This window comes from Bacillus sp. RC252 (genome assembly GCF_044909215.1).
Taxonomy (GTDB): domain Bacteria; phylum Bacillota; class Bacilli; order Bacillales; family Bacillaceae_G; genus Bacillus_A; species Bacillus_A mycoides.
Window position 1 is genome coordinate 87,645 of record NZ_JBIYDV010000021.1, and the last position, 12,646, is coordinate 100,290.

Here is a 12,646-nt window from a genome sequence, read left to right on the forward strand (position 1 = left end):
TCGACTCTGTTTCATTGATTTAGTAAATAACAGAAAAAATATATGTTTGAAAAGTTTGACATATAATAATTCGAGAGTAAAATAAAAGTGAGTACTCACTCATTTTAAAGAAAAGGGGGATTTTTAGTGCAGCAACCTTCAATTATTTTACGAGATGTATCAAAAAATTTTGGGAAAAAAGAAGTTTTGCATAACCTTTCGCTGCAAGTAGAAAAAGCAGAAATTTTTGGCTTGGTTGGACCTTCCGGATCAGGGAAAACAACACTCATTAAAATGATTGCAGGTATTAATGAGTCAACTACAGGGGATGTAATTGTTTTTAATACAAACATGCCTAATCTAAATGAAATGAAAAGAATTGGTTATATGGCTCAGGCTGATGCATTATACGAAGAACTATCGGCATATGAAAATGCAGATTTTATTGCAACGATGTATGGGTTAAAAGGTAAGCGTAAGAAAGAGAGAATCGTAGAAGTTTTTGAACTTGTGCAATTATCAGAGCATATGAAAAAGCAAGTACAGCATTTTTCAGGTGGAATGAAAAAACGTTTATCATTGGCGATAGCACTCCTTCATGAACCAGAAATATTAATTTTAGATGAGCCAACAGTTGGGATAGATCCTCTACTTCGAAAATCGATTTGGGAGAAGTTTTATGACCTTAAAAAGAAAGGAACAACTATTATTGTAACAACGCACATTATGGATGAAGCTGAGTTTTGCGAACGTCTAGGGCTAATTAGAGAAGGGAATTTAGTTGCGATTGGCACACCGGAGGAATTGAAAAAACAAACATCTTCTGGACGAATTGAAGATGTCTTTATGTTAGAAGGAGTGATTGAATCATGAGAGCTAATGGTGTAGTCATCCGTATCATTCGTCAATTTTTTCGAGATAAGCGTTCTTTAGCAATGATGTTTGGGGCACCAATGTTATTACTTTGGTTATTATCGCTAGTATTTACACAAAAAGACTATATACCGCATATTGCTGTAGTCGATGTACCTGCTCCTATAGTAAAAGCAATGAAAAATCAAGAAGCATCAATTTATGAATATAGTAAAGACAAAGCAATTTCGGAATTAGAAAAGCAAAAGGTAGATGCAGTAATTCATTTAGAAAATGGAAAAATGAATCTTCTATTAGAAGGCAGTGATTCATCAAAAAACCGTGCAGTACTTCAAGTATTGCAAAAGAGTACAGAGAAGAATGATGTATCAATGATGAAGCCTGAAGTGGATTATTTACATGGCTCTAAAGACATTACGATGTTCGATGGGCTTGGTCCCGTATTAATTGGTTTCTTTACATTTTTCTTTGTATTTATATTGTCCGGAGTATCTTTTGTAAGAGAACGTTTAAGTGGTACATTAGAGAGGTTATTGTCCACACCAGTGAGAAGATGGGAAATAGTTTTAGGATATATTATTGGTTTTGGAATCTTTGCATTTATACAATCTATTATAATTGTAAGTTTTTCAGTTTATATTTTAGATTTATATGTAGCTGGCTCAATATGGCTAACGCTACTTATAACATGTATGCTTTCTTTAACTGCACTAACATTAGGCACATTTTTATCGGCATACGCAAATAATGAATTTCAAATGATTCAATTTATACCGCTTGTTATCGTGCCACAAGTCTTCTTTTCTGGGTTGTTTCCAATGGAATCCATGAATACATGGTTACAAATGTTAGGTAAATTATTTCCACTCACATATGGTGCTGACGCTATGAGACAAGTAATGATTCGGAATCAAGGGTTTACAGAGATTGCATTAGATCTTACTGTATTACTACTTTTTTCACTATTATTTGCAGTAGGAAATGTATTTGCATTAAAGAAACATCGCAAAATATAATGATGATAAAAAGGAGCACAATAAATGAAGAAGGATTGGCTGGAAGAATTAGTTGCCGCAACGAATACTGATAAACGTAATGAACGTCAAATGCGTATATTAGAGGCAGCTGTTGATATGTTTGGAGAAAAAGGGTACGCCTCAACTTCAACGAGTGAAATTGCAAAGCGAGCTGGTGTAGCGGAAGGAACAATCTTCCGCTACTATAAAACGAAAAAAGATTTATTGTTTGCAGTCGTGATGCCGACCTTAACAAAGTTTGCTGCGCCATTTTTCGTACAAGCCTTTGCAAAAGAAATATTTAAAACAGAGTATGAATCGTATGAAGTGCTTTTAAGAGTAATAATTCAAAATAGATTTGAATTTGCTAAAAAGCACTTTCCAATGATAAAAATATTAATTCAAGAAGTACCATTTCAGCCGGAACTAAAAAGTGAAATACAACAATTAATAGAAACAGAACTGCTTGTACATTTTAAAAAGCTGATTGTAAAGTTTCAAGAAGAAGGGGAAATTATTGAACTTCCGCCATCTTCCGTATTACGTCTTACTTTATCAGCTGTATTAGGGTTGCTCTTAACGAGGTTTTTATTATTGCCGGAAGAGAAATGGGACGATGAAGTGGAAATTGAAAATACGATTCAATTTATATTGTATGGACTAACGCCACGGAGGTAATGTGATGCGACAATTTGCTAAACCGATAATTGTTGTAAGTAAATGTTTAGAATTTGATGCCTGTCGTTATAATGGAGAGATGGTTCCAGATTTAACAATTCGAAACTTGCAGCCATTTGTTACATTTATACCTGTATGTCCTGAAGTAGAAATTGGTTTAGGGACTCCTCGTGAAACGATACGTATTGTAGAAAAAAATGGTGCGAATATGCTTGTACAACCGTCAATACGAGAAGATGTAACTGAAAAAATGAATGAATTTTCAAATGCGTTTTTACAAACATTACCTGAAGTTGACGGTTTTATTTTGAAGAATCGTTCGCCAAGTTGCGGAACTCGTGATGTGAAAATCTATTCTGGTTTTGAAAAAGGGCCAGTAAAAGGAAAAGGAACTGGATTATTTGGCGGAGCAGTAATAAAAAAATTTTCGCATCTTCCAATTGAAGAAGAAGGTAGATTGTCGAATTTTATTATTAGAGAGCATTTCTTTACAAGATTGTTTACAATCGCGCATTACAAAATGATTAAACATACTAAAAACATAAAAGAACTCATAGCGTTTCAATCAGATTATAAGTATTTATTTATGGCATATAATCAGCTGAAACAAAAAGAATTAGGGCGTATTATTGCAAATCAAAAAAATGAAACAATTGAAGTCGTATTTGATAACTATGAGAAGATTTTATATGAATTATTTATTCGCGCGCCTCGCTATACATCGAATGTAAATGTATGTGAGCACATTTTCGGATATTTTAAAACAAAGCTAAAAAAACAAGAAAAAGATCATTTTCTAGAACTGATACAAAAATATGCAGAAAAGAAAATACCACTTAGTAGTTTGCTTACAATTTTAAAATCATGGGCCATTCGATTTGATGAAAAGTATTTATTAAGACAAACATATTTTGAGCCATACCCTGAAGGGTTAGTAGAAATTTCTGATTCGGGAAAAGGTAGAGATTATTAAACAATAAATTACATAATTCGACACAAAACCTCCTATGTTGTTGTAGAACAATGTAGGAATTTTTTTGTGCATTGGTACAGAATCTGTTTTAAAATTAAGTTATGACAGAATTATAGCAATTGTCTAACTAATATTCATGTCTTTTAAGAAGTAATGTTTGTAGTAGAAACTCGCACGCTGTCGAAACTCAATATTCGATAAGGGGTGTGTAGCGGAATGGAATTTACTCTAACTCGCGAAAAACAAATGATTAAAGAAATGGTACGTGATTTTGCTGAAAAGGAAATCGCACCGAAAGCTGTATATTATGACAAAACTGCGGAATTTCCATATGAAACATTTCAAAAAATGGGCGAACTAGGATTATTAGGTATCCCATTCCCAGAAGAGTATGGAGGTTCAGGTGGAGATACGTTATCGTACGCGTTAGCTGTTGAAGAAATTGGTCGTGCTTGTGGTGGAACAGGTTTAAGCTATGCTGCAACAATTTCATTAGGTGCTTCTCCAATTTATTATTTCGGTACAGAAGAACAAAAACAGAAATTTTTAGTTCCAATGGCGTCAGGTAAAACGTTAGGTGCTTTCGGATTAACGGAGCCAAATGCTGGATCTGATGCAGGGGGCACACAAACGAAAGCAATTTTAGATGGCGATGAATATGTTATTAGTGGTGAAAAGTGCTGGATTACAAACGCAGAGTATGCAAATACAATTATTGTAACCGCTATCAACGGTTTTGAAGACAATGGTAAAAAACGTATTTCTGCATTTATCGTACCGACTACTAGTGAAGGATTAACGATTTCAAGCCCTTACGATAAGATGGGTGTTCGTGCTTCTAATACTTGTGAAATCGTACTTGATGGTGTACGTGTACCGAAAGAAAATATTCTTGGTGATGTAAATAAAGGATTTAAACAATTCTTATATACACTTGATGGAGGACGTATTTCAATTGCAGCATTAGCAGTAGGTATTGCACAATCTGCATTTGAACGTGCATTGCAATATGCGAAGGAACGTCAACAATTTGGAAAACCGATTTCTAATTTCCAAGCGATTCAATTTAAATTGGCTGATATGGCGACTGAAGTAGAATTAGCGCGTAATTTAGTACATAAAGCAGCTTGGTTAAAAGATAACGATAAACCTTTCGGTAAAGAAGCGGCTATGGCAAAGTTGTTTGCATCTGAAGCTGCAAGTCGTATAGCAAATCATGCAGTACAAATTCATGGTGGATATGGCTATATGCGCGAATATGAAGTTGAACGATATATTCGTGATGCAAAACTTTTAGAAATTGGTGAAGGAACTTCTGAAATTCAACGTCTCGTAATTGCAAGACATTTAGGATGTAGATAAAAAGGAGGAGTCACTATGTTTCAAAAAATATTAATTGCTAATCGCGGGGAAATCGCAGTTCGCATTATGAAAACTTGTCAAAAACTTGGCATTCGTACCGTTGCTATTTATTCTGAGGCTGATGAAAATGCCCTTCATGTAAAATTGGCAAATGAAGCTTACTTAGTAGGCGGTCCACGTGTCCAAGAAAGCTATTTAAACCTTGAAAAAATTATTGAAATAGCTAAGAAGACAAATGCTGAAGCAATCCATCCGGGGTACGGATTATTATCAGAGAATCCATCTTTTCCGATTCGCTGTAAAGAAGAAGGAATCGTATTTATCGGTCCTTCAGAAGAAATCATTACTAAGATGGGAAGTAAAATTGAGTCACGTATAGCGATGCAAGCAGCAGATGTGCCAGTAGTTCCAGGAATTACTACAAATATTGAAACTGCTGAAGAAGCAATTGAAATTGCGAAACAAATTGGTTATCCATTAATGCTTAAGGCATCCGCGGGCGGCGGAGGCATTGGAATGCAGTTGATGGAAACTGAGCAAACGCTCACCAAAGCATTTGAAAGTAATAAAACAAGAGCGCAAAATTTCTTTGGTAACGGAGAAATGTATTTAGAGCGCTATATAGCAGATGCACATCATATTGAAATTCAGCTTTTAGCAGATACACATGGTAATACAGTGTATTTATGGGAACGCGAATGTTCAGTGCAGCGCCGAAATCAAAAAGTAATTGAAGAAGCACCTTCACCATTTTTAGATGAGGGTACACGAAAGGCTATGGGAGAAGTTGCTGTACAGGCTGCTAAAGCACTTGGTTATACAAATGCAGGTACAGTAGAGTTTCTTGTAGATGATCAAAAGAACTTTTATTTCTTAGAAATGAATACGAGATTACAAGTAGAACATCCAGTTACAGAAGAAATTACTGGGTTAGACTTAGTTGAACAACAATTACTTATCGCATATGGTGAGAAGCTATCATTTACACAGGATGATGTAAAACGTAGTGGTCATGCCATTGAGGCTCGTATTTATGCAGAAGATCCGAAAACATTCTTCCCATCACCTGGGAAAATTACAAATTTAACGTTACCGACAAATATACGTATTGATCACTTTTTGGAGAATCAAGTAACGATTACACCTTTCTATGATCCAATGATTGCGAAAGTAATCGCACATGGTGAAACTCGTGAAGAAGCGATTTCAAAATTAAAAATTGCTCTAGAAGAGTTAAAAGTAGAAGGTATTAAAACAAACACACCAATGTTACTGCAAGTACTCGGAGACGATGTGTTCAAAAGTGGTATTTATACAACGGGTTTCGTAACGAAACAACTTGTTAAAAAATAAGAGTTATGAATATTAAGGGGGAAAAAATGATGACGAAAGTATATGCATCGATGGCAGGAAATGTTTGGAAAATTGTTGTAGGAGTAGGAGATACAGTAGAGGAAGAGCAGGATGTCGTCATTTTGGAATCTATGAAAATGGAAATTCCAATCGTTTCAGAAGAAGCCGGAACTGTTATGAAAATTAACGTACAAGAAGGCGATTTTGTAAATGAAGGAGATGTATTACTAGAAATTGAATAGGGAGATATAGGGGGAAGCGAATTGAAACTACCTAATTTTGCTGTCATTAAAGAAGTCGGGCCACGTGATGGCTTACAGAATGAAAAAAAGATTGTTGGCACAAAAGATAAAGTAAAATGGATTCAACTACTTACAGAAGCGGGATTGTCGTACGTTGAAGTTTCCTCATTCGTTCACCCTAAATGGGTTCCTGCATTAGCAGATGCAAGTGATGTATTTTCTGAGCTAAAAAGGGATCCAAATGTTACATATGCAGCGCTTGTTCCAAATCAAAATGGTTTGGAACGAGCTTTTTTGCAAAATGTAGATGAGGTGAATGTTTTTTTATCAGCAAGTGAATCTCACAATAAAAGTAATATTAATAAATCTATTAAAGAAGCATTAGCTGTAATTGAAGATATAACAAAACAGGCAACGTTCGAAGGTAAAAAGGTAAGAGGCTATGTTTCTACTGTATTTGGATGTCCTTATGAAGGGGATATAAGTGCCACAGCAGTTGACGAAATATGTAATCAACTATTTTCATACGGCATTTATGAAGTTTCTCTCGGGGACACGATTGGTGTAGCGAATCCATTACAAGTAGAACAAGTATTAGAGCATCTATTAAAGAAGTATGATGCTTCGCAGTTTGCAATGCATTTTCATAATACGTATGGAATGGCTCTGGCGAATGTAGTTAAGTCTTTAGAATATGGTATTACAACGTTTGATAGTTCTTGTGGTGGACTCGGAGGATGTCCTTATGCACCAGGAGCATCGGGTAATGTTGCTACTGATGACTTAGTGCATATGCTCCATAAGCTGGGAGTCCAAACTAATATTGATGAAGAAAAGTTATTGAGAGCTAGTCAGTTTATTCAAAGTAAGTTAAATATCCAATTACCGAGTCATGTGTATAGAGCGCTTCAACATAAAACGATAAGTAGGTGAGAAGATGCTACAATTACAAAACATTTCAGTTGACTATGTTACACCGCACGTTGTAAAGATTTCGTTAAATCGTGAAAGACAAGCAAACTCATTATCCTTGGCATTATTAGAAGAATTACAAACTATATTAACTCAAATAAACGAAGAATCAAATACGCGCGTTGTTATTTTAACAGGGGATGGCGAAAAAGCATTTTGCGCTGGTGCTGATCTAAAAGAGCGTGCCAACATGAGTGAAGAACAAGTTCGCCATGCTGTGGGTATGATTCGTTCTACTATGGAGATGGTGGAACAATTACCACAACCAGTTATTGCTGCTATTAATGGAATCGCACTTGGTGGAGGTACTGAATTAAGCTTAGCTTGTGATTTTAGAATTGCTTCTGACACTGCAAGTCTAGGTCTCACTGAAACTTCCCTTGCAATTATACCTGGGGCGGGTGGTACTCAGCGCTTACCTAGATTAATTGGAGTTGGTAGAGCGAAAGAATTAATTTATACAGGAAGACGTATTTCGGCGCAAGAAGCGAAAGAGTATGGTTTAGTAGAATTCGTAGTACCAGCTGATTTACTAGAAGAGAAAGCAATTGAAATTGCAGATCGAATTGCTAATAATGGTCCAATTGCCGTTCGATTAGCAAAAGAAGCAATTTCAAATGGTATTCAAGTAGATTTACATACCGGCTTACAAATGGAAAAACAGGCGTATGAGGGCGTAATCGATACGAAAGATAGATTAGAAGGATTACAGGCATTCAAGGAAAAACGCAAACCAATGTATAAGGGGGAGTAAATATGTTAGATCAAAAACAACAATCTAGTCCATTTGAAGAACGGGTTGAAACAATTAAGCAAGGCGGGGCACCGAAATATCATGAACAAAACAAAGCAAAAGGGAAACTTTTTGTTCGAGATCGTTTAGCTCTTTTATTCGATAATGGTGAATATGTGGAAGATGCATTATTTGCAAATTGTGAACAAACTGGATTACCAGCTGATGGTGTTGTAACTGCGACTGGTAAAATACATGGTCGTACTGCGTGCGTAATGGCAAATGATTCGACTGTAAAAGCTGGATCATGGGGAGCACGTACAGTTGAAAAGATTTTACGTATTCAAGAAACGGCTGAGAAATTACGTGTACCGTTATTTTATTTAGTTGACTCTGCTGGGGCACGTATTACAGATCAAGTTGAAATGTTCCCTGGACGCCGCGGTGCAGGAAGGATCTTTTATAACCAAGTGAAATTATCTGGTAAAGTGCCACAAATTTGTTTATTATTTGGACCTTCAGCGGCTGGTGGTGCGTATATTCCAGCATTTTGTGACGTTGTTATGATGGTTGAAGGAAATGCTTCTATGTATTTAGGGTCTCCGCGTATGGCTGAAATGGTTATCGGTGAGAAGGTAACTTTAGAAGAAATGGGCGGAGCACGTATGCATTGCTCAGTATCAGGATGCGGAGATGTTTTATGTAAAACAGAAGAAGATGCAATTACGCAAGCAAGACAATATATTTCTTATTTTCCAAGTAACTATTTAGAAAAGACTCCTTTGATTACACCTCAAGAACCGAAACAGTTCGATAAAACGTTAGAAGAAATCATTCCAGAAAATCAAAATGCTCCTTTCAATATGAAAGATCTCATTAACAGAATTATTGATGAAGGTTCTTTCTTTGAAGTGAAAAAATTATTTGCTCAAGAACTAATTACAGGTTTAGCACGCATTGATGGTAAGCCAATTGGCATTATTGCAAATCAGCCGCGTATGAAGGGCGGCGTATTATTCCACGATTCAGCTGATAAAGCAGCGAAGTTTATAAATTTATGCGATGCATACCATATCCCATTATTATTCCTTGCAGATGTACCTGGATTTATGATTGGTACAAAAGTAGAACGTGCCGGAATTATTCGTCACGGTGCAAAAATGATCTCTGCAATGAGTGAAGCAACTGTACCGAAAATTTCTATCGTCGTTCGAAAAGCATATGGAGCTGGCTTATATGCAATGGCAGGTCCAGCGTTTGAACCAGATTGCTGCTTAGCATTACCGACAGCTTCTATTGCAGTAATGGGTCCAGAAGCAGCAGTCAATGCTGTATATGCAAATAAAATTGCAGCTTTACCAGAAGAAGAGCGTGCAAGCTTTATTGCTGAAAAACGAGAAGAGTATAAGAAAGATATTGATATTTACCGTTTAGCATCAGAGATGGTGATTGATGGTATTGTTCATCCAAATAATTTACGTGAAGAGTTAAAAGGACGATTCGAAATGTATATGAGTAAATATCAAGTATTCACGGATCGTAAACATCCTGTATATCCAGTTTAAAAGCCCTATTTAGGGCTTTCTTGCTCAAAAAGTCAAGGAGGGGAAAACATTGAAACAAGCAGTTTGGTTTCCAACAGAAGAATATAAAGAAAAAACGCGTTTATTTGGTTGGATGAAATCATTAGGCTATGAAGATTACGAAGCTTTTTATAATAAGTCAATTGAAGAAACAGCTTGGTTTTGGGGAGAAGCTGAGAGAGCAGTTGGCTATCAGTGGATGAAACCATATACAGAAGTGTTAGATTTAGAAAATGGTACACCGTTTGCACAGTGGTATACTGAGGGAACCTGTAACGTTGTAGAATCTGCTTTATCTCGCTGGCTTGCAGACGATAAAACGAAAACACAAGCAGCACTTATGTATGAAGGGGAAAACGGAACTTCGAAATCATTTACATATGAAGAGCTTGATAGCTGGGTAAGCCGTGTTGCCAACGGTTTGAAACATGCTGGTATTGAAAAAGGTGATCGTGTAACAATTTACATGCCAATGATTCCTGAAACAGTTGTTGCTATGTTAGCAGTAATGAAAATTGGAGCGATTATTTCACCAATATTCTCAGGTTTTGCTGCGGATGCAGTAATGACACGTGTACAAGCAGCGGGTTCAAAAATGATTATTACCGCAGATGGCTTTTCACGCCGTGGGAAAATTGTTTCATTAAAAGATGAAGTAGATAAAGCTTGTGAACATTGTCCAACTGTTGAAAAGGTGGTAATTGTTCGTCATGCAGGAAATGATTTTACACCGCATAATTATGATTTTTCATGGAGTACGTTAGAAAAAGAAAAACCATTTATACATGCTGAAGAAATGAACAGTGATGATCCATTAATGCTTATATATACATCAGGAACGACTGGTAAGCCGAAGGGGACAGTACACACACATGCTGGTTTCCCGCTAAAATCTGCATTTGATGCAGGATTTGGAATGAATATAAAACAAGGCGACCGCGTATTATGGGTAACTGATATGGGCTGGATGATGGGACCATTTTTACTATTCGGCTCTTTAATTAATGGCGCAACGATGGTTATGTACGAAGGTGTTCCAGACTTCCCAGAAGCAGATCGCTTATGGGAGACAGTTGATAAATATGAAATTACTCATCTCGGTATTTCGCCAACGTTAATCCGTGCATTAATGGCAAAAGGTGATGAATATGTAAATAAACATTCGCTCAAGAGTTTAGAAGTATTCGCATCAACAGGAGAACCTTGGAATCCAGACCCATGGATGTGGTTATTTAATACAGTTGGTAAAGGTAAAGTACCAATTTGTAACTATTCAGGTGGAACTGAAATTTCAGGTGGGATTTTCGGGAATGTCCTAATTAAGCCAATCGCACCGATTAGTTTTAACGCATCTTTACCAGGAATGGCAGCGGTTGTACTTGATGATCGAGGTAAACCAATTCGAGATGAAGTCGGAGAATTATGTTTAGAAAAACCTTGGGTAGGTATGACGAAAAGTTTCTGGGAAGATGATGAACGTTATGTAAACACATATTGGTCACGCTTTGAAAATAAATGGGTTCATGGTGACTGGGTCATTTATGACGGTGAACAATATATCATTACAGGTCGTTCAGATGATACGTTAAACATTGCTGGAAAACGTATTGGACCTGCTGAATATGAATCTATTCTTGTGAAACATAATAATGTAATAGAAGCAGCTGCAATTGGTGTACCTGACGATGTTAAAGGTGAGGTTTGTCATTGCTTTGTAGTATTACGAGACGGTGTAATATTTACAGCAGAATTAAAGAAAGAATTAATGAGTTTAGTAAATTCTCATATCGGAAAAGCATTATGTCCAAAAGATATTCATGTTGTAGAAGATTTACCAAAAACACGTAATTCTAAAGTAATGCGACGTGTTATTAAAGCAGCTTACTTAGGAAAAGAGTTAGGCGATTTATCGTCACTAGTAAATCCTGAAGTAGTACCCTTTATTCAAGGACTACAGTCTAGCAAACTATAACATTACGAATGAGCTCTATGTAAATAGAGCTCATTTTTAATGTTCACAAAAAGATACGAGAGAAAAAGTAAATTTGAAGTTAAAAAATCTACTATTAGTGGTAAGTATGTCTGTTTGTTTTTAGTTTTTATCAAAATAGGATACTGAGACTGTCTATTCAATGGAGTGATTGAATTTTGTGAAGAATGAAAATTTAGTGAAGAAAAAGTAATGAATAAAAGGAGAAATCCCTGGGGGACAGGGATTCGATAAGGGAGATAATATTGTCGTTCAATGTCGAAATTTGGCGTATCCGACAAATTAATATTATCACGAATTTTCAGGAGATTGTGATAGTGGATGTGTCAAAAATGTGTACGTGTTTCATATAAAAATATTATTTAAATAGGAAAAGGGAAAAGAATTAAGTTCACTCGTTCTTAAGATTTTTCCCTTTTAAATTTACTGTTTGTTCGTTGTTCTATATACATCAGAAATTGGTAAATCTTCGCCATGTAAAGCTTGAGTACTGTCCTTTTTATTTGAATCATGTGCCTCCTGAGATGCTTCTTGCATTTGCTCTTGGGCTTTACTAGGAGTATTCAGCGCATCCGATGACACATAATCAAGTTGTTGACTTAATAGATTTTTCTTATCCATGTTATGTAGCTCCTTTTTGAACTTAGATATAAAAACGATGTTTTTTTAAATAGTTACGTGGGTATTATGTATCTTTGAATGGAATTATATACACAAACTATATTGAGAATTTAACTAATAATAAAAAGTACTTGTGATGACAAGCTTAAGAAATATAAAGATCATTAGTCCTTAATAAAAGCGTTATTTGTGCGACACGTTTCCTCATAAGTGTGCAAACACGAAATAGGAGGGTTATCAATTTGATAACAACAACTGATTGACTGAAAGT

At 35.9% G+C, this 12,646-nt stretch carries 12 protein-coding genes; 11 read left to right on the forward strand and 1 reads right to left on the reverse strand.

Translation table 11 applies throughout. The annotated features are described in order from the left end of the window. Positions 1-126: 126 nt before the first annotated feature. The 11 genes from ABH960_RS24365 (at position 127) to ABH960_RS24415 (ending at position 11,736) form a co-directional block, all read left to right on the forward strand. On the forward strand, positions 127-852 hold the full coding sequence (locus ABH960_RS24365; protein WP_404448914.1) for an ABC transporter ATP-binding protein: 726 nt from the start codon (positions 127-129) through the stop codon (positions 850-852). Then, positions 849-1,868, forward strand: a complete 1,020-nt coding sequence (locus ABH960_RS24370) for an ABC transporter permease (protein WP_404448916.1) — start codon at positions 849-851, stop codon at positions 1,866-1,868. Before ABH960_RS24365 ends, ABH960_RS24370 begins: the two co-directional genes overlap by 4 nt. A 24-nt stretch (positions 1,869-1,892) precedes the next feature. Then, complete coding sequence (locus ABH960_RS24375) at positions 1,893-2,546, forward strand: TetR/AcrR family transcriptional regulator (RefSeq protein ID WP_404448918.1); 654 nt, start codon at positions 1,893-1,895, stop codon at positions 2,544-2,546. Positions 2,547-2,550: 4 nt separating this feature from the next. Beyond that, positions 2,551-3,519, forward strand: a complete 969-nt coding sequence (locus ABH960_RS24380; RefSeq protein ID WP_404448920.1) for a YbgA family protein — start codon at positions 2,551-2,553, stop codon at positions 3,517-3,519. A 216-nt stretch (positions 3,520-3,735) separates the two neighbouring features. Then, entirely contained in the window at positions 3,736-4,881 is a 1,146-nt protein-coding gene (locus ABH960_RS24385) for an acyl-CoA dehydrogenase (RefSeq protein ID WP_002032227.1), read from the forward strand. A 15-nt stretch (positions 4,882-4,896) separates the two neighbouring features. Beyond that, positions 4,897-6,234 (forward strand): acetyl-CoA carboxylase biotin carboxylase subunit, encoded by a 1,338-nt coding sequence (locus ABH960_RS24390; protein ID WP_404448922.1) that lies wholly within the window; start codon positions 4,897-4,899, stop codon positions 6,232-6,234. Positions 6,235-6,260: 26 nt separating this feature from the next. Beyond that, a complete protein-coding gene (locus ABH960_RS24395) occupies positions 6,261-6,476 on the forward strand; it encodes an acetyl-CoA carboxylase biotin carboxyl carrier protein subunit (RefSeq protein WP_001985297.1) in 216 nt (71 codons plus the stop codon). Between the two features lie 21 nt (positions 6,477-6,497). After that, positions 6,498-7,409, forward strand: a complete 912-nt coding sequence (gene mvaB / locus ABH960_RS24400) for a hydroxymethylglutaryl-CoA lyase (RefSeq protein WP_002017011.1) — start codon at positions 6,498-6,500, stop codon at positions 7,407-7,409. Positions 7,410-7,413: 4 nt separating this feature from the next. Then, the gene (locus ABH960_RS24405) at positions 7,414-8,202 is read left to right on the forward strand and encodes an enoyl-CoA hydratase (protein ID WP_113936467.1); all 789 of its coding nucleotides are present in this window, start codon (positions 7,414-7,416) and stop codon (positions 8,200-8,202) included. A gap of 2 nt (positions 8,203-8,204) precedes the next feature. Beyond that, the gene (locus tag ABH960_RS24410; protein WP_404448925.1) at positions 8,205-9,746 is read left to right on the forward strand and encodes an acyl-CoA carboxylase subunit beta; all 1,542 of its coding nucleotides are present in this window, start codon (positions 8,205-8,207) and stop codon (positions 9,744-9,746) included. Between the two features lie 49 nt (positions 9,747-9,795). Continuing rightward, positions 9,796-11,736: an AMP-binding protein gene (locus ABH960_RS24415; protein ID WP_404448927.1), complete on the forward strand. Its 1,941-nt coding sequence runs from the start codon at positions 9,796-9,798 to the stop codon at positions 11,734-11,736. A 441-nt stretch (positions 11,737-12,177) separates the two neighbouring features. Here the strand turns inward: ABH960_RS24415 and ABH960_RS24420 are convergent, their stop codons facing one another. Further along, positions 12,178-12,375, reverse strand: a complete 198-nt coding sequence (locus tag ABH960_RS24420) for a hypothetical protein (protein WP_061690213.1) — start codon at positions 12,373-12,375, stop codon at positions 12,178-12,180. Positions 12,376-12,646 lie beyond the last annotated feature (271 nt).